The sequence below is a fragment of the Mangrovimonas sp. TPBH4 genome, assembly GCF_001280505.1.
Classification (GTDB): Bacteria; Bacteroidota; Bacteroidia; order Flavobacteriales; family Flavobacteriaceae; genus Mangrovimonas_A.
Genome location: NZ_LBIO01000065.1, coordinates 1 through 18,499 on the forward strand (window position 1 = coordinate 1; position 18,499 = coordinate 18,499).

Genomic DNA, 18,499 nt, shown 5'->3' on the forward strand with positions numbered 1-18,499 from the left:
AATTTAAATCAAGGATTTATGGCACTAAAAAGATATAAACCTAAGTTTTTGGAAATCGAACCTATCTTAGATAAAAAGAGCGTCCAGCTAACAAATAATCTTTCATTCAAGTATCAGGATAGCTATGGTAAAGAACAGATACAAACATTAACTGAATTCAAGGAGGAAAACAAAAGTTATTTCGACAAAAAAATATCCCTGAGTAAACATGAACTGGATAAAAAGTCGAAATTAATCAAGGATAAAAAGAAAAATTATTTATTTTTTCAATCACCTGAAAGTGTGGTTTGGGATGAATTCCAAACCGCTATTCGAAATCAAAAAAATCGAAATACGTGCTCTGCATTTGCTATGGTCGCCGCTATAGAGTCTCGCTATATGAGGGATTATGGGCTGAATCTTGATTTATCCGAGCAATTTTTCTGGCATTGTTATAAATCCACAGGGTTATCATTTCCAAAATACTACCAATATGAGAATCAATCGTCATTTTGGGGAGGGGGAAATTCCCAGGGAATAAGTCAAGCTGTTAACTTTGCAATTCCCTTAGAAAGTGATTGCCCATATTTAAACAAAACGGAAATGGCAATTATTCGTGACCAGATCCCAGAAGCAGGACAGTTAAATTGGAAAAGTGCCCCTACAGAAAATACAGTAACTCAAGAAGAGATAGATGCCTTTGAGTACTCCACTTTATATATTTCTAATGACGCTAGACAAAAGGCAAAATATGGAGTTCAATCTTATCTCCTTTTTGGGGCGGAAACTGTATCGAATTCAACAAACCTTGAATGGCTTATCGCATGGGGATATGAAGTGATTGTTGACGCAAATCTCAAATGGAAAACAAATCCTATTAGTGGGATAAGAGAATTTGATCCTAATTCAGATGGAGGTTGGCACGTTTTCCTTGTGGTAGGATACGATCGAGTAGACAAAGTTTTTTATGTAAAAAATTCTTGGGGAGAAGGTGGTTTAATTCGAGTAACTTATGAATTTGCTGAAAATTGTTTTAATTGCGGTTCAGTTGTTACAGCAGTTACAGATCCGGAAAAACCAACATTAAAAACCAGAGCAATTGGATTTTGGCATATGAACCATGATGGTTGGAAAGGAAAACTTGTAATCCGACGTTTTACAAATGAAAACAACGATATTACAAGGTTAGGTCATTACCACACATCTGATGGGTTAATTAAAGCTATTAACGGAAAGTTTATTCATGCCGGACAAGGGATTCAATTTTCACTAACAGAAAATAAGGACACTAATCCGACAATTCAGCAAGGTCAGAAATTTACTATGGATATTTATAGTTGGGATATTAAACAGGCCGCTGGGAATACCACTTGGAATAATATACCTTATGGATCCTACATGAATCGCTCAACATTTCATAGTGCTTATGGAAAAGATTTCGATCCACTAAAGTGGAAAGGAAATTGGTTAATGAATCATGATGGTTGGAAGGGTTCGTTAAACATTTCAGAAGTAAAAAAAATACCACTTTTCGGCTGGATAGTCTTTGGTGAATATACAACATCGGAAGGAAGCCAAAAGCCTATATTAGGTTTTCTTAATAGTTCCCATTCTCATGTTTTCCGTTTTACTATTAATTTTTCAGAAGAAAACAACCAATCATTCATTATCCATTTTCATAATTGGAGCTCTGATTTAGCAAGCGGATATACCTTTTGGAACGGTAAACGATTTGGAGCTGTTATGTTCAAAAAATAATCTACGACCTAGTCAGCTGTTGAACTGTTGACATTATAATAAAAACCTAATTACCTAGCAATTAACACAGACATATGAATCAACAATAAGCCAACAACCATATGGCAAAATCTTAAAGGAAGCCTTCAGTTGTAAAATGTTGTAAGCATGTTGACTTGTAAAATGAAATTAGCAAACTATATTTTAATAAGTTAGCTTTACATTCAACAAGTCAACATGATGAAACCTTTTAAATAAAGTCTTCTTTTTTAAAGGTATAATACCGTCCCTTATGCTTGGTTTCTTCAGTAAGATACCCCCCTTTAGGTTGATGAACCAAATGATATTTAGCAAAAGAACCATTCTTGCTAAAGAGGTTAAAATTCAGTTTCAGGGCCTCTGCAACCTTAAAAGACGAAACCCGAACATTATGGTCTTTTAACTTCTCGACCAAATCCCCCAAAGAATATTTCAATAGATCGACTTCAAATTTGATAAAATCATCTACTAAAATTTCCTTTAATTCCTTATCCAGAGACGTCTTGTTTCCGTGAACAAGATTTAAAAGCGCTTCGGTTTTAATCTGCTCTTTAGTAAACCACATTCTGGTTTTTCGCTTGTTTTTGATTTTCCTTTTTGACAGAAAAAACAAAAAGTGAGGAATTTCCCTTTTTAAATCGGATACCAAATCAGGGTTTTCATTATCATCTTTCAAGCCAGGCACCTTTCGAACCCAATACCGGATCTCATCCTTATCTACCTGAATGAAACTAGTTTCATTATTAGAGCAAAGAATAAACTTCCCAAAAAAGAAAGACTCTACTTTATCCACTCCTTTTGACTCAGTCTTATAAGTTGCAGCCGTAGACAAATTTTTAATTCGTTCACTATCCTCTTTCTTATCAAGTAATACTTCATCTACCGCTACTATCAACTTATTAGACCAGTCCGAATTAAATCGACTTCTAAAATCTTCATTTTTATTAATGGTCATATTTCCCTGAAATATAAGCTTAAGCCAATTTAAAAAAGTTGTTTTTCCTGTTTTACGCTCTTCGCTAACCAAACATAAAATCGGAAGAACTTGACTAGGGTACTTCCATAGTATGGTTAAATAATCCAATCCTATTTCGATTTGTTCTCCAAAAATGTGCTCAAGGAATAATAACGTCTTAGAAAAAGCTCCTTTTTCCAATTGATACCCTAACCTTTCATACTGATTATAAAAACCATCAATAGATTCCTGATAATCTGTATGTGACGGAATTAAGCAAAATCCATCGTAACGCTCTATAGTATCTAAATATCCCTTGCCCTCATCTAAGATAATTTCACTTTTCTTCCACCTTAGTAAAGTATTGAGCTTGTCCCCACTATGAAGGGGGACTTGAGCTCGTTTATAATAATCTGTTCCTATTCTTATGTATGTCATTAAAAGCTTTCTTTAAAGAGATTAATCGTTAATTTCCCCAATTTAGGGATGTCTGTTTTCTGGAATTTATAATACACTAAAAAACCAGTCATTAAAGGATCCTCCCTAAAGGCTTGATTAATTCCATCTAATGTAGCATCTACTACCGAAGCTCGTATTCTTCTTTTTCTTGGGCAGTTATTTCTCATTTGCTAATAGTTTTTTGAATGATCTTGTTAATATGCTTTCCAGAGATTCATGACCGATACTATTTAATTCTTTCTGATAGTCCTGAATCTTCTCCTCCGCTTCTAAACAAGAAATTCTTTTATCTCTTACATCATAAAGAATCTTCATAACCCTTAAATCAACTCTTCTTACTATTTTATACTTCCGAAGTACGTCATAACAAACATCCTTCAGTGACTTATTAGGAGCGCTCATATTATATTCTTTTATATTTTAGAGATTTAACTTCAGATAAAGCCCCTTCTAAGTCCCTTCTTCTAATAACAACTCTTCTTCCTATTTTCGATGCAGGAATCAAACCCCTTTTAATATAATTGTGGACGGTAAGCCTAGAAACTCCCAACTCCTTAGAAACTGATTGAATAGACAGCTTTTCATTCGGATCACTTTCTGCCAAACTGGAAAGTTTACGATCAATTATACCTTCTAACCGATCAAATAATTCTGTTTTTGTTAGCTGTTGCAGCTGAATAACATTTGTCATATATACTTTGTTTAATATTACTCCTGCAAAACTATCGGGATAAAAAAATAAATATGTATTTATAGTACTATATAGTAGTTACTACAAAATTTTAAGAAGTTCTTTTTCAGCTATTTCCTTTGCTTTTGGAGGCAAATGAGAAATAACCTTTTTAATTATTTTCAATCTACTTCGTTTTAATCTTATTTCTTCTGAGTTATCAATCTCATAATGAAATGTTTGAATATTTTTATAATTAGGTCCGAAAAGCTTACTCAATTCATAAAATGATTTCAAACTAGGGAACTCATTAGTCAACCTTAACTCTTTTGACTTTCTTGTGTAGTAAGCATAGTATGCTACACCTCGTGCAGACACCCCCCCTTTATTAGAAGGTCTTGGTTTATCAATATTTTCAATCTCCTTTATCAGAAATGCTAAAAGACTAGCTGAATTATAAAAACTATTCCACTCCTCTATATACTCATGTGCAGTCTCCAAATCTTCATTGTGTACTGCATCAAAAAAACAATCCAATAGGTACTTGTTCTTATAGTATGGTTGAGAATTTCTGTCTGGCCCTTTATATTTGTATGTCATAGTCGATTCAATATCAAATGTTAAATACATAGTCAAAAAGGCGCTTTGACAAAAAAAACGATCTTTTATGCTATCAAACCAGCTTTCCTCAACATTATCAACTCCCGAATATACACTAAAACCTCCTCCTGTCAGATCTACCATCTCCTCTAAATATAATCTTTTCAAATAGTCCTTTTTTAGACTTTTAATTAGATAAGGAGATTTTAGGACGGACTCAACATCCCATATTCTCTCCTCTGGGAACCCTAAATTTTCTTCCATTGAAAACTTTAATAATTGATATAACTCCACAGCAAAATCAAAACTAAGTTCAAGATAATCGGAATAATATAAAGTCACAAAATCCTGTTCATCTACCCCTTCTTTATTCTGGGAATTTCTTTTGTAGAATTTTTGTGAGTAACATAAAACTCCTAATTGTATCAAGGATTTAATACTATTTTTATCCTCAAAATCTACTACTTTTCCTTTTAGGACACCTAAAAATCTGGTTCCCAATTCATCATTAACCGAATAAGGAACATAACTTGGAATAAATTCCATAAAATTTCTCTTTTAAATTATACAACCTAACTATATCGAATCAAACATAAAAAAATTAGATGTACATCTAATTTTTACAAGCATTAGAAACAACTATTAGTCAGCGGATTCTCCATCCCATTTTTTACTAGAATTTTTATTTACCTATATCTTAACTTTTTTACTCCAAACATCCATCATAAACTCTTTCTTATCATCTTCATTTGGCTTATAATATTTATTAAAAACCTCCAAACTCTTATGCCCTGTAAACTCCATAATAACCTTATCTGGTATTTTTTTGTTTTTCATTATGGTTATAAAGCTCCTTCTGGCTGTATGAGATGAGATCCTATCATAAAATGGAATTGGGGTCTCTATAACCTTATTACCAATTTTGGTAACCTTTTTGATATTGTGCTTATACTTAAGTTCCTTAAATACCTCCTTAATGTATTTATTGAACTTTTGTGTAGAAATAATAGGGAGTTTATAATTATACTTTTCTAATATCTCCAAAGAGAAATCATTAAGAGGTATTTTTAAATACTTATCATTATTCTTTTTATCTACCACCTTAATACAGCCATCCTCTATATCATTTTTAGTAACCTTCGAATAGTTACTAATTCGCATTCCAGTTGAACATCCAAAAACAAAGATATCTCTAACGCGTTCAAGTTTCTTTTTTTCGCTTAGATCATGCTCATAAATCGCTTTGACCTGCTCAAAAGTTAAAGCCACTTCATCTGTAGCCTGAGCTTTTGGAGATTTGAATTTTTTAAATTCAGCATTATAAGTGTGATTGTTTTCCAAAGCCCAATTCAAAAAGGTTTTTAGTAATCCTACATTACGTCTTAAGGTATTAGAAGAGTGCTTCTTCACCGTAACACAATAGTTTATGTAATCATTATAAAACTCACTATTGATCTTATTAAAATGTAAACTTTTCTTTGTGTGCTGCTGAAAATCCTTAAGAATTGTCTCGTGATATTCATATCGTTTGATGGTAGATGCTGAATTGGCTGTATCTGTGTGGTTATTTCTTTTCGACTCTAAAAAACGTTGATATATCATAAAAAAATTGTTGGACACTGCTTCAACACGTTTGAACTCTTTGTCAAATTCCTTTCGAGTTGTCTCAATATCCAATTCCTCATTTATATTCTTGTATCTATTGACCAATTCTGCAAAGAACACATCATACCTATCAACCTGCCTTTTGATTGATCTATGCTGTTCGGAATTTCCTCCCTACCTTTTAAATTATTTGGTTGTCTGTTTTCAAAATCCCACTCTGAAGGTAATATGCTTTCACCAGTGGAATACACAAATTTTTTTCGTTCAGTTTTAAAGTAGGCAGAAAAGACAATTAAAGTAGGTTTAGTGTCCTTTGGTTTTCTAAGATTAAAGGTTCCTTTCATAGTTTTCGAGTTGACAGTATCGTTGACAGTAAAGGTATATTTAAAAGGTTTTTCGAACCAAATCTAAGTAAATAAAATATTACACAAACTCTCAAACCCATTGATTTTACTACACTTTTGTAAATTGGAGTAAAATAAGTTCAATAACCTCTTTCTCCGCAGAAAGCCTTGCATTAAATGCAAGGCTTTTTTTTTACAACTCCCTTATATGTTACTGCTCATCTTTTCTATACTCGCTGATTAAATCCTTTTTCCTGAATTCAATTATTCCTCGGGTCTTGCTTTAAACTCAATTTCCTACTCCAAATAATGTCCAAACTACAAAAATCATGATCTTCCGTGACGGTTCCGTAGCAAGCATACACCCCAATGCCATGAATGAGATACAAATCGACCACCTTTGTAAAATGCACCGTATCAAAATACTGCCCTTCCCTATCAATAAAGGTACAAAACCTAATGCGCTTCCCTTGGGATGTTTTATGAAACCTTGTATGTACCAAAGCACCATACAACAACACCTGTTTATTGACATACTTTTTAAAATCTTTAACCAATATATGAGGCATCAAAGTCTCTTCCACCAAATCAAAATACCCACAGAGAGGAAAGCCTAACAACTCCATTTGGTCATAGGCATTTTCCAACCAATTGCCATTTAGCTTTGGCAGTTTATAGGTTTTGTGCTCAGGTTTAAACAACAATGCCTGAGAAGACTTCAACTTGTTTTTATTGAGTTTAAACATGGCCTGCCATAACAATTCCGTTTTAGGCTGCCCCGTAAACCTAAAAGCATCTATCCTAATCAAGATGGACAGCTGCTCTATACTAACATGCACCCTATCAATAAAATCATCCAAGGATTTATAAGGTCCGTAGAGTTGGCGCTCTGAAAGGATTCTCCTTATAGTATAGTGTTCCAATTGCTTAAGATAGCCTAAGCCTAAGTAGATGCTATCTCCTTGAATGGTTGTGGGATGGTCGCTTGTATTGACACAAGGAGGATGTACTTTGCCTCCACACATCTGAGCTTCGTGGATGTAATGTTCGGTGCTGTAAAAACCACCACCATTGTTGAGCACCGCTACCATAAATTCCAACGGATAGTAACATTTGAGATAGAGACTTTGATAACTTTCCACAGCATAGGAAGCAGAATGCCCCTTGGCAAAGGCATAGCCTGCAAAACTTTTAATCTGCTCCCAAACCTCAATGGTGAGACTATCGGGATAGCCCCTTTCCCTGCAATTGGCAATAAACTTTTGTTCCACTTCCAAAAACTCTGTCCTCGACCGGAACTTACCACTCATCCCTCTTCTTAGCACATCTGCCTCTCCAAAATTTAGCCCCGCAAATTGATGGGCCACTTTCAATACATCTTCTTGATAAACCATGATACCATAAGTTTCCGGCATGATCTTAAGCAACATAGGATTGGCCTCCTTCCTCCTTTCGGGGTGACGTTGACGGATGATGTACTCCTGCTTCATTCCAGAACTAGAGACTCCTGGCCTAATGATGGAACTTGCCGCCACCAACCCCAAATAGTCCTGTGTCTGTAATTTTTGCATCAAGCCCCTCATAGCAGGCGATTCTACATAATAAGCCCCAATGGCTTTGCCCTGTTTGAGAAGATTATTGACTTTGGGATCCCGTTTGAACCTTTCCACATCTGTGATATCTATGGAAGGTAAGTTGGGATTATTCTGTTTGATAAGCTCCAGGGCATCCTTGATTTTGGCAAGACCTCGTTGGCCCAAAATATCGAATTTGAAGATGCCCACATCCTCAGCAATGATCATGTCGAACTGTACCGTTGGAAACCCTTTTGGTGGCATGTCGGTAGCGGAGTAATAATGGATGGGTCTGTCCAAAATTAAAATACCGCAAGAATGGACACTGAGGTGGTTGGGAAACCCTTTAATCAATTGGCCATACTTTAAGACTAACTTTGCCATGTCGTCCAATTGGTCTTGAGGCACTTTACCATCACTCAGTTTATCAATCTCTTCCTTAGGCAGACCAAAGACCTTTCCTATTTCCCTTACTACGCCACGGTATTTAAAGGTGTTGTAGGTAGCCAAAAGGGCTGTATGCGGAAACCTTTGGAAGATATAAGCTGTAATATCTTCGCGTTCCTTCCATGAAAAATCGATGTCGAAATCTGGAGGCGAGGTACGATAGGGATTAATGAACCTTTCAAAATAAAGATCCAACTCAATAGGATCTACATCGGTGATGCCAATTAAATAGGCCACAATACTGTTGGCACCACTCCCTCTGCCCACGTGGACATAGCCCTGTTGATTGGCATAATTCACAATATCGTAATTGATTAAGAAATAAGATACAAAGTCCATATCCCTGATGGTATTGAGCTCTACCTTCAAACGTTCCAATACTTGTTTGGACGGATTGCCGTAACGTTTTGAAAGCCCTTGATAACTGAGGTCTTTGAGCATTTCAAAGTCCTTTTCAGCACTGTCCAAATACAGGCTTTGGTTTTGAGAACTGCGTGCCTTTCCAAATTCAAATGAAATCTGACATTGTTCCAAAAGCCATTCTGTGTTTTGGATGATATGCGGATATTCTTGAAAGGCTTCATACAATTGATCCAAGTGCAGCATTTTATCATTTTCACTACATTCTTCAGACTTGGGCAACTTACTCAAAAGTGTATTGTTATCAATGGCCCTTAGCAATCTGTGGGCATTGAAATCTTTTTTGTTCCTTACGGTAACCTGCTGCTGCATGACCAGTTTATCCTTATACTCCCTATAATGGCTAAAAGGCAGCTTTCTCAAATCCTGGACACTGATCCCAATGAACTCATTGGTTGCAAAGGATTCCTTTTCCATTTGCATAACCTGTTCAAAAGGATAGACCACAAATGCATTAGGAAAGCATAGCGCCTGTTCGGGAAATGATTTGTTTTGATGAGCATACTCAGACAAAAAACTGTTGAGTTCCCTAAAGCCTTCATTATTTTTCGCTAAGCCCACAAATAACTGCGAAACTCCATTCCTAAAATCGATACCTACAATTGGTTTGATATGATATGCTTTGGCCGTACGGATAAAATTTAGGCAGGCAGAGGTATTGTTGATATCGGTTAAAGCCATTGCCTTCACGCCATTTTGAACGGCCAATTCCAAAAGTTCTTCTTCGGAAAACGTTCCGTAGCGCAAGGAATAATATGTATGGCAATTGATATACACAACAAATCTTTATTGGTTGCGGTGCGCCAATACAATAGGCGGCTCACCATTGAAAGGGTTATTGAAACGTCCGATGGTTTTAGCCCCCATGGAAGCTGCCTTTTGAATGCTGAGTTCTCCAAAGCGGTTGCGGATATGGTCCATAGCACTGTAGAGCCTTAGCATTTCCTCGGTATCGTCGAATAGGTTGATTTGATAATTGCCTGACACCAAATCACTAAACTTCACCCCTACCAACCTGATGAGCAAGCGACGTTCGTACAGCCTGTCGAACAGTTCCATAATCTTCGGAATGATAACATGGTCTGCACTAGTATAGGGAATCTTCAACTGCTTGGTGTGCGTATTAAAATCGGAATACCTAATCTTGACCGCGATACAGGCCGTTAACTTTTCCCCTTTCCTTAGCTGAAAGGCCAAGTTTTCCGCCATGGCAAAAATGGTGGTCCGCAGTTTGAGCATGTCGATGGTATCTTTATTGAAAGTACGCTCGGTAGAAATGGATTTGCGCTCATGAAACGGAATAAGCGGTGGATTGTCGATGCCCTGTGCCCTTCTCCAGATAGTCCGCCCATTGGCGCCCAATACCGTTTCCATCATCTCCAAGGGCATTTGCTGTACCGTAGCCACTTTATCGATGCCCAAATTCCGTAGGGTATGGTAAGTCTTTTCACCTACAGAAGGTATTTTCTTAATGGACAAGGGCGCCAAAAAGGGCTTTTCAAAGCCCTGTTCTATACGCAATTGGTTGTTCGGTTTTGCTTCTCCTGTAGCCATTTTAGATACTATCTTATTAGCTGAAAGTCCAAAGGAAATGGGCAGCCCCGTTTCCTTCATAATAGTCCCCCTTAACTCTGTAGCATATTTGTAACTGCCAAAAAATTTGTCCATCCCACTGAGGTCGGCATAAAACTCATCGATACTGGCCTTTTCAAACACGGGCACCCTTTCCTTTATAATTTCGGTGACCATTTGTGATTGTTTAGTATAGATGGAAGCATCCCCACGGATGACCACCGCTTCAGGGCACAGCCGCCTAGCCATTTTCATGGGCATTCCAGAATGCACGCCAAAGCGCCTGGTCTCATAACTGCATGCCGCCACAACCCCTCTATCGCCCGTTCCGCCCACCAACAAGGGCCTTTTTTGAAGGCGACTGTCTATGAGGCGTTCACAGGACACAAAGAAGGTGTCGAGGTCCAAATGCAGAATATTTTTGTTCATTTTGCAAAGTTAGCTACATATTTGAGCGGTTATTGCTTATATTTGTAGCAAACAAAATCAACCTCCTTTTTACGATGTAACCATGACAGCACTTTCTAGAAATATCAGTCATTTGCGGGAACTTAAACGCATTACCCAAGAAACCCTTGCGGAAGATCTTGGTATTACCCGATCCCGAGTAAGCTCGTATGAAGAAGGGCGTTCGGCCCCACCCATTGAGCTGCTTATCAAACTTTCGGATTATTTTAAATTGCCCATCGATGTGTTAGTACGGCACGACCTAACTAAAGGGAGTGAGCATTCCTTTATTGAACTACGGAACCAGCGGGTACTGTTCCCCATTACTATCAACTCTGAGGGAGATGATTTGATTGAAGTGGTTCCCGTAAAAACCTCAGCAGGGTATTTGGCAGGTTATGACGACCCCGAATATATTGAGCAATTGGAAAAAATAAAGCTTCCCTTTTTGCCCACTGGCAAGCACCGTGCCTTCCCTATAAAAGGAGACTCTATGTTGCCTCTGAAACCGGGTAGTTATGTGGTGGGGAAATTTATTGAGGACCGACTGGATATCATGGATGGGCGTTCGTATATCTTATTGACCCAAAATGACGGAATGGTATACAAACGAATAAAAGACCAGATTAAAGACAATAATACCTTGTTGTTGATTTCAGACAATCCACAATACCAGCCCTATGAAGTGCCTATTGACGAAGTCCTGGAACTTTGGGAATTCACCTGTAGCATCAACACCCAGGAATACGATCCGCACGAACTAAAAATCAGTAGTATTTTGGAAATGTTCAACAGTTTGGGAGTGGAATTGGAAGCCCTTAAAAAAGCCCTATAATGCACTACACTATTATCGATATTGAAACCACCGGAGGTCAAAACATCACCGAAATTGCCATGTGCCGTCATGACGGCTCCAAAATTATTGACAGTTACAGTACTCTGGTGAACCCACAGGCCTATATCCCCGATTACATTACAGCATTAACAGGGATCGACAACGCCATGGTAGCTGAGGCACCTACCTTTTCAGAAATTGCCGAGACTATTTTAAACTTTACCCAAGACAGCATTTTTGTGGCTCACAATGTCAATTTCGATTACAATATCATTCGGAATGAGTTTAAAACATTAGGTATTGATTTCAACAGAAAAAAACTTTGTACCATACGCCTATCCCGAAAACTATTGCCTGGGCACGCTTCCTACAGTTTGGGCAAACTATGCAGAGCCCTCAATATAGACATCCAAAATCGGCACCGCGCCAAGGGAGATACCGATGCCACGGTGATATTGTTCGAAATGTTATTGGCTCAAGACGGATCGGAAAATGTCTTTCAGGATTTTTTACGAAAGACCTCCAAAGAGGCTACACTTCCGCCCCATTTACCTAGTCAGGTTTTCAATAGGATTCCCAATGCACCGGGTATTTATTATTTCAAAAACAAAAAGGGCAAAATTATTTATGTTGGAAAGGCCAAAGACCTCAAAAAACGGGTTTTGGGACATTTCTACAACAAAAGCCAAAAAGAACTGGATCTTTGCCGAGACACTGCAGATATTGATTTTGAACTTTCCGGTAGCGAGACCATTGCCCTATTAATGGAAGATGCCGCTATCAAACATCATTTCCCGGCATACAACCAAGCTGCCAAACGGCCACCAAAAAGCTATGCCGTATTTTCATATCAAGACCGTCAGGGCATTTTACATTTAGCCTATAACACATTAAAATCAGCACCCAATCCCATTCAGATATTCCATGGCATTAGGGAATGTAGAAGCTATTTGGAAACTTTATGTAGAACCTACGAGCTCTGCCCAAAGTATTGCCACTTACAGGAAGGTGTTTCGGAATGTTCCCACTATGCCATACACACTTGCCATGGTATTTGCCGACAAGAAGAAACTGTTGCCAAATACAACCAAAGGGTTACCGAGGCCATCGAGCAGATACAAAACACCACTAAAGATATCGTCATCAAAAAAACAGGGAGACACCCTGAAGAGGAGAGTTTTATTCTCATTCAGAACGGTTCTTATAGAGGTTATGGCTTTGTGGATAAATCGGAACAAATTATGCACAGCTCAGATCTTGAAACCTTTTTGATTCCGCAAAAAGACACTATAGATATCCAAAGAATTTTGAGAAAAGTTGTTTTAGAAAATGACAGTAATCCGAAATAAGTTTTACAACTAACATCACATTTAAACCATCTTTTGCAACATCATTTTTAAAGGTTGTTGTATTTTTGACAACATTCTTTTATCGGTTATCTTTTTAAGGATTTCGCTGATGGGATATATGAAAAATGTGAGAAGCAGCAATGTCCCTAATCTTTATACTATTAGAGATTTAGTTTTTAAAACAGTTTTTTGACGCATTATTGGTATTTACGCCATGATTTCTCACCAAATTTTTAGTTATGACAAATTCTGATGACAATGGACAGCATAGACTGTTTGATTTTTTATTAGGTGACAATATCAAAACGTTGCCAGAAAACTTCTTACAGTACAAAAAAGACGGAGCCTGGGAGCACTATACACCAATCCAACTAAAGGAAATGGCTTTTGGGCTGGCAAATTCATTATTGGCAAAAGGCATAAACGGCAATGAAATTAATATAGAAAACAAATCGAAAGTTGGATTGATATGCTTCTCATCTCCCGATTGGTTGGTCATTGATTTAGCCGTCCAACTTACAGGCGCAGTATTAATACCTTTATACCCAAACATTTCAACTAATGAATTAGTGACCATTTTCAATGAGGCTGAGCTTGAAATCTGTTTTGTGGAAAACATGGAGCTATATGAAAAGTTAAGTTCTGCACAACATTCCATTCCTTCCCTAAAGGAAATCTATATCATCAACTCAACCAATACGGAGCTTAGCTGGAAACCATTGATTCAACCTTATTCCAGCGCTATTTATGAACAAGTATTGATTCAGGCCAACAAAGTTCAAGACACCGATGTGTGCACCATTATTTATACATCTGGGACCACAGGAACCCCCAAGGGCGTGATGCTTTCTCACAAAAACGCCTATTCCAATATGAAAGCCACGTCTGATGAAGTGTTTGAATATTTAACTCTGGAAGAAAATAAATCCCTAAGTTTTTTACCGCTGAATCATATTTATGAGAAAATGGCCATGTATTTTTATACTTACAATGGCTTTACTATTTCGTTTGCCGAAAGCGTAGACAAGGTGGCTGAGAACCTAAGGGAACTAAAACCTTATATGTTCTGTGCGGTACCGAGGCTTCTGGAAAAGGTTTATGAAAAGATAATTTCTATAGGAGAAGCCCAAACAGGCCTTAAAAGAACCATCTTTTTTTGGGCTGTTAAACTAGCTAATAGATATAAATTTAATCAAAAATCAAATCTTGCCTATAAACTTCAATTATGGTTGGCGGATAAACTAATCTACAAGAAATGGCGTGAAGCTCTTGGCGGAAATGTAAAAGCCATTATTATGGGGGGTGGTGCTTGCCAAGAACGGTTAATACGCGTTTTTGGAGCTGCAGGAATTAAAGTTGTGGAGGGTTATGGTCTCACCGAAACCTCTCCCATCATAGCTTTCAATCGCACCAATGATATTAGACCGGGAACCGTTGGCAAACCCTTAAAGTCAGTTGAAATTAAACTTTTGGAAGACGGAGAAATTTGCTGTAAGGGAGACAATGTCATGGTAGGCTATTTTAAACGCCCCGAAGAAACCGCAAAAGTTCTGAAAGATGGTTGGTTCTGCACTGGAGATATTGGAGAAATGGTGGATTCGAAATATTTAAAAATCACCGATCGCAAAAAGGAAATGTTCAAGACTTCGGGAGGTAAGTATGTGGTACCGCAACCTATAGAAAACAAAATGAAAGAGAGTTTTCTCATTGAACAGATCATGGTGGTTGGAGATGGCCAAAAATTTGTCTCGGCATTGATTGTTCCTAACTTTTCCGGTTTAGCCGATTGGTGCCGAAAGCATTCTATCCCATACGTAGGCAAAGAAATTGCCCTAAAATCGGAAAATATCACCAAGCTTTACCAAAGTATCATAGACCGCTACAACCCACTGTTCAACCATGTGGAGCAAATCAAAAAATTTGTGCTGTTGCCAGAAGAATGGACTGTTGATAAAGGTGAACTGACTCCAAGTATGAAAATTAAAAGAAAGGTCATTGCTAAAAAACATGAGACTGATATCGCCCAACTATATGGCTTGCAATAAAAACAGTGTTTTAAATTGAAAATAATTTTCATGTCCAAGGTAGGCCGATCAATTTATTTTAGGCTTTACCACTGATATACAAAAACCTACATTACACACAGAGCTATTTCTGTTACTTCCTGTTATCTTTTTTTTAAAAATTTAAAATTAATTTTAAGAAGACTGTAACAAATTACTTACTTTAACTACATATTAATAGAGCAAAGGAATAGCTCGGACGCCTCAAGTCTGTTAGGAATTAACCAACCAAATTAATACTTCAAAATGAACTATTTACTTGGAGTTCCAACGCAAACAACAAACGTCTTCACCCTTTTAAACATTTTACGATACCATGCTGCAGGCCTGGGTGAAAATGCAGATTCCGCTCTTTCAACATTAAAAAACCGTTGAAGGACTCTATCAAAGAACGTGTTTTTCAATTTTTAAATTTTCATACACAATGGAATGGTTTGCTGCCCTTGATGCTTTTAGCAAGTTTTACTGGATTATCGCTTTAATTGGCTCCTTAATTTTCATTTTTATCATGGCAACTACTTTTTTGGGAGCCGATAGCATAGATGATGTTGACGGATTGGATTCAAGCATTGACACCGATACAGGTATTGAATTTCAATTTATAACCTTTAAAAACCTCGTTGGTTTCTTTACCATTTTTGGGTGGAGCGGTATCGGCTGTATTGAAGCCGGATTGTCAAAGCCTTTGAGCATCATTTTATCCTTGGCCTGTGGTCTTGCAATGATGAGTATTATGGCTGCTATGTTTTACTATATGAAAAAATTAACCGATAGTGGCACCCTTAATTACAATAATGCCATTGGAGCCATTGGAGAGATCTATCTTACTGTTGGAGCTAACCGTTCCAGAATGGGAAAAGTGAGCATTAGAGTGCAGGGAACTTTAAGAGAATTGGAAGCCCTTTCTGATTCTTTATTCGAATTAAAATCTGGTACCATTATCCAAGTGGTGGATGTTACCAGCAACGGCATCTTAATAGTTGAAGAAACCAAAAAACCTATACAACCAATAAAATCAGAAATTTATGAACTACCATCTTCCCCTTCAAAGCTTTAATCTAGCTTTCCCCATGACAGTAGTATTTGCTGTACTGTTTATTTTTGTTTTATTAATTGTTTTAATAAAGCGCTACAAACGCTGTCCTTCAGACCGTATCCTAGTAGTTTACGGTAAAGTTGGTGGCGGCCAGTCTGCCAAATGTATTCATGGTGGTGCAGCCTTTATTCTACCTGTCATTCAAGACTATGAATTTTTAGACCTTACCCCTATTTCTATTGAAGTAAATTTGGTCAATGCCCTTTCAAAACAAAACATCCGTGTAAACGTGCCATCGCGGTTTACCATTGGAGTATCCACAGAGCCTGGTGTTATGCAAAACGCAGCTGAACGTCTTTTAGGACTAGGTCTTCAGGATATTCAGGAATTAGCCAAAGAAATCATTTTTGGACAATTGCGTTTGGTTGTGGCTTCCATGGATATTGAAGAAATCAACTCCGACCGTGATAAATTCCTTACCAATATTTCACAGAGTGTGGAATCCGAATTAAAGAAAGTAGGTCTAAAACTTATCAACGTAAATATTACAGACATTGTTGACGAGTCTGGATATATTGAAGCCCTTGGTAAGGAAGCTGCCGCCCACGCAATCAACGCTGCTCGTAAATCGGTTGCAGAGAAAAACAGAGATGGATCCATTGGTGAGGCCAATGCCGTTCAAGACGAACGTACACAAGTAGCAGCTGCCAATGCACAAGCAGTAGAGGGAGAAAATACGGCCAAAATTGCTGTAGCCAATTCCGATTCCTTACGTCGCCAACGTGAAGCCGAAGCCGAGCGTGTTGCAATTGCTGCCGAAAAAGTACAGGCTGCCAAAGCTTTGGAAGAGTCTTATGCTGCGGAAAAGGATGCTGAAATTGCTAGAGCTGAACGTGAGCGCTCTTCGCAAATGGCTGATATCATTGTTCCAGCCGAAATTGATAAAAACAAAGTTGAAATTGATGCTGAAGCTGAAGCTGAGATGATTCGTCGAAAAGCCAAGGGTGAAGCTGACGCTATCTTGTTTAAAGCACAAGCCGAAGCTCAAGGACAGTATGAAATCCTTACCAAACAAGCTGCCGGTATGGAACAAATTGTAAAAGCAGCAGGTAACAACTCTAAAGATGCCGTATTGCTATTAGTTGCAGACAAATTACCGGAGTTGGTTAGACTACAGGCTGAGGCCATTAAAAACATCAAAATCGATAAGGTTACAGTGTGGGATAATGGAGGTAACAATGCTGAAGGCAAATCCTCTACAGCAAACTTTTTGTCCGGAATGTACAAATCCGTTCCTCCTTTACAGGAGATGTTCAACATGGCCGGAATGGAACTTCCTGAGTATTTAAAAGGAAAAGATCCAAAACCTTTAAACGGGTCGGCTCCTGAGGTCACTTCATCTAGGGAAGTAGAAACTACAGAAACTGAATAAATTCATCTATAAAAAGAAACCGCTCAATAAGCGGTTTCTTTTTACAATAACAATTTATAATTTCATTTCCAAACTAAGCACCTCCCATAGTTAAACTACAAAAACCTGTACGAAGTACAATTCATGAAAGAGGAAGTGGCCTCATAAATGTAGCTTTTTTCTTAGCTGTCTAACAGCGCTTGTAGGTCACCAGTTAGGTATAGTATTCCCACGTAGATCATTGTGAAGAATATAAAGAAGACCGAACCTACCAAAAGGAATATCAGAAACCGAAACATAAATTGCCTGAAATTAAGTTGGAACACCCTGATGAGGCAGTATGAAATGTAAATAATCTGCAAGGGCAGAGTTACCAATAATCCAATGTCATTATAATGAATCCCTAAAGCCGCTAAACCTATGATGACAATAGCACCATAGAGGGAGGTTTGTGATATCAGGTATAGATACATGACCACGTGTTCCGTGTAATTGAAGGCCTTGGTGTTATAAAATACAATGCGGGATATCAGGGCGTGAACCGGAATGTAGAACATCATTACAAAGGATTGATGTGCCATTATAAAATCCATGTTTTTCTTTTGAAGTTCTTCATTACCACTATGGACCACCGCACCAATTTCAAAAACTTTTGGGAAAATATGGCTCAGTATAAAATACTGAATTCCTATAACGGTTAGGGCTATGGCAAAATAACTGATAACGTCTACATATTTTTTTCTAACCCCATTGATGTAACCAACAATTACATCTTCAGGTGCCCTGAAAAGTGCTATAAAGGTTTGTATAAATTGATTGTCGTAGTTAAGGAAGGTTTCAGTACAATATTCCAAAAGATTTTTTAAGGTCAAACGGTTCTTGATGACCTTTCCGCCACAAAGGTTGCAATATGAACTATCCAAAGAAAGCTGTGTATGGCAGTTTTTGCACTCCATG

15 protein-coding genes are annotated in these 18,499 nt (G+C 37.7%); 6 read left to right on the forward strand and 9 right to left on the reverse strand.

Annotation, left to right across the window (positions count from 1 at the left end; genetic code table 11):
- Window positions 1–1,737, forward strand: a 1,737-nt coding sequence (locus ZA05_RS16620) for a C1 family peptidase (RefSeq protein WP_231632510.1), incomplete at its 5' end; no start/stop codon positions are given.
- Between the two features lie 229 nt (window positions 1,738–1,966).
- Here the strand turns inward: ZA05_RS16620 and ZA05_RS16625 are convergent.
- The 8 genes from ZA05_RS16625 to dinB form a co-directional block, all read right to left on the reverse strand.
- Window positions 1,967–3,148, reverse strand: coding sequence for a primase-helicase family protein (locus tag ZA05_RS16625; protein ID WP_053992817.1), 1,182 nt, complete (start codon window positions 3,146–3,148; stop codon window positions 1,967–1,969).
- Window positions 3,148–3,336 carry a hypothetical protein gene (locus ZA05_RS16630; protein WP_053992818.1) on the reverse strand — a complete coding sequence of 63 codons (189 nt, stop codon included), beginning with the start codon at window positions 3,334–3,336 and terminating at the stop codon, window positions 3,148–3,150. Before ZA05_RS16630 ends, ZA05_RS16625 begins: the two co-directional genes overlap by 1 nt.
- A gap of 236 nt (window positions 3,337–3,572) precedes the next feature.
- The gene (locus ZA05_RS16640; protein ID WP_053992820.1) at window positions 3,573–3,860 is read right to left on the reverse strand and encodes a helix-turn-helix domain-containing protein; all 288 of its coding nucleotides are present in this window, start codon (window positions 3,858–3,860) and stop codon (window positions 3,573–3,575) included.
- An 81-nt stretch (window positions 3,861–3,941) separates the two neighbouring features.
- Window positions 3,942–4,985 carry a hypothetical protein gene (locus ZA05_RS16645; RefSeq protein ID WP_053992821.1) on the reverse strand — a complete coding sequence of 348 codons (1,044 nt, stop codon included), beginning with the start codon at window positions 4,983–4,985 and terminating at the stop codon, window positions 3,942–3,944.
- 144 nt (window positions 4,986–5,129) lie between these two features.
- On the reverse strand, window positions 5,130–6,164 hold the full coding sequence (locus tag ZA05_RS16650; protein WP_231632511.1) for a site-specific integrase: 1,035 nt from the start codon (window positions 6,162–6,164) through the stop codon (window positions 5,130–5,132).
- Window positions 6,125–6,388 carry a hypothetical protein gene (locus tag ZA05_RS18510; protein ID WP_231632512.1) on the reverse strand — a complete coding sequence of 88 codons (264 nt, stop codon included), beginning with the start codon at window positions 6,386–6,388 and terminating at the stop codon, window positions 6,125–6,127. The genes ZA05_RS16650 and ZA05_RS18510 overlap by 40 nt, the downstream gene beginning before the upstream one ends.
- A 260-nt stretch (window positions 6,389–6,648) precedes the next feature.
- Entirely contained in the window at window positions 6,649–9,606 is a 2,958-nt protein-coding gene (locus ZA05_RS16655; protein ID WP_053992822.1) for a DNA polymerase III subunit alpha, read from the reverse strand.
- A 9-nt stretch (window positions 9,607–9,615) separates the two neighbouring features.
- Window positions 9,616–10,830: a DNA polymerase IV gene (gene dinB, locus ZA05_RS16660; RefSeq protein WP_053992823.1), complete on the reverse strand. Its 1,215-nt coding sequence runs from the start codon at window positions 10,828–10,830 to the stop codon at window positions 9,616–9,618.
- Window positions 10,831–10,912: 82 nt separating this feature from the next.
- On the opposite strand from dinB, the gene ZA05_RS16665 reads away from it, so the two are divergent.
- The 5 genes from ZA05_RS16665 to ZA05_RS16685 all read left to right on the forward strand — a co-directional run bounded on the left by ZA05_RS16665 (window position 10,913) and on the right by ZA05_RS16685 (window position 17,563).
- Window positions 10,913–11,683 carry a LexA family transcriptional regulator gene (locus ZA05_RS16665; protein ID WP_053992824.1) on the forward strand — a complete coding sequence of 257 codons (771 nt, stop codon included), beginning with the start codon at window positions 10,913–10,915 and terminating at the stop codon, window positions 11,681–11,683.
- A complete protein-coding gene (locus ZA05_RS16670; protein WP_053992825.1) occupies window positions 11,683–13,032 on the forward strand; it encodes an exonuclease domain-containing protein in 1,350 nt (449 codons plus the stop codon). The genes ZA05_RS16665 and ZA05_RS16670 overlap by 1 nt, the downstream gene beginning before the upstream one ends.
- A 239-nt stretch (window positions 13,033–13,271) precedes the next feature.
- Window positions 13,272–15,077, forward strand: coding sequence for a long-chain fatty acid--CoA ligase (locus ZA05_RS16675; protein ID WP_053992826.1), 1,806 nt, complete (start codon window positions 13,272–13,274; stop codon window positions 15,075–15,077).
- Between the two features lie 526 nt (window positions 15,078–15,603).
- Window positions 15,604–16,152, forward strand: a complete 549-nt coding sequence (locus tag ZA05_RS16680) for a hypothetical protein (protein ID WP_231632513.1) — start codon at window positions 15,604–15,606, stop codon at window positions 16,150–16,152.
- Between the two features lie 13 nt (window positions 16,153–16,165).
- Window positions 16,166–17,563 carry a flotillin family protein gene (locus tag ZA05_RS16685; RefSeq protein ID WP_157514735.1) on the forward strand — a complete coding sequence of 466 codons (1,398 nt, stop codon included), beginning with the start codon at window positions 16,166–16,168 and terminating at the stop codon, window positions 17,561–17,563.
- 161 nt (window positions 17,564–17,724) lie between these two features.
- Here ZA05_RS16685 and ZA05_RS16690 read toward each other — a convergent pair whose 3' ends face one another.
- Window positions 17,725–18,498 (reverse strand): DUF3667 domain-containing protein, encoded by a 774-nt coding sequence (locus ZA05_RS16690; protein ID WP_082333823.1) that lies wholly within the window; start codon window positions 18,496–18,498, stop codon window positions 17,725–17,727.
- Between the last annotated feature and the right edge of the window lies 1 nt (window position 18,499).

Excerpts from the sequence above, each read along its gene's own strand:
- ZA05_RS18510 (WP_231632512.1), bottom strand. The coding sequence starts at position 6,388 with ATGAAAGGAACCTTTAATCTTAGAAAACCAAAGGACACTAAACCTACT.
- ZA05_RS16675 (WP_053992826.1), top strand. The coding sequence starts at position 13,272 with ATGACAAATTCTGATGACAATGGACAGCATAGACTGTTTGATTTTTTA.
- ZA05_RS16680 (WP_231632513.1), top strand. The coding sequence starts at position 15,604 with ATGGCAACTACTTTTTTGGGAGCCGATAGCATAGATGATGTTGACGGA.
- ZA05_RS16665 (WP_053992824.1), top strand. The coding sequence starts at position 10,913 with ATGACAGCACTTTCTAGAAATATCAGTCATTTGCGGGAACTTAAACGC.
- ZA05_RS16685 (WP_157514735.1), top strand. The coding sequence starts at position 16,166 with ATGACAGTAGTATTTGCTGTACTGTTTATTTTTGTTTTATTAATTGTT.
- ZA05_RS16690 (WP_082333823.1), bottom strand. The coding sequence starts at position 18,498 with ATGGAGTGCAAAAACTGCCATACACAGCTTTCTTTGGATAGTTCATAT.
- ZA05_RS16645 (WP_053992821.1), bottom strand. The coding sequence starts at position 4,985 with ATGGAATTTATTCCAAGTTATGTTCCTTATTCGGTTAATGATGAATTG.
- ZA05_RS16640 (WP_053992820.1), bottom strand. The coding sequence starts at position 3,860 with ATGACAAATGTTATTCAGCTGCAACAGCTAACAAAAACAGAATTATTT.
- ZA05_RS16625 (WP_053992817.1), bottom strand. The coding sequence starts at position 3,148 with ATGACATACATAAGAATAGGAACAGATTATTATAAACGAGCTCAAGTC.
- dinB (WP_053992823.1), bottom strand. The coding sequence starts at position 10,830 with ATGAACAAAAATATTCTGCATTTGGACCTCGACACCTTCTTTGTGTCC.
- ZA05_RS16630 (WP_053992818.1), bottom strand. The coding sequence starts at position 3,336 with ATGAGAAATAACTGCCCAAGAAAAAGAAGAATACGAGCTTCGGTAGTA.
- ZA05_RS16670 (WP_053992825.1), top strand. The coding sequence starts at position 11,683 with ATGCACTACACTATTATCGATATTGAAACCACCGGAGGTCAAAACATC.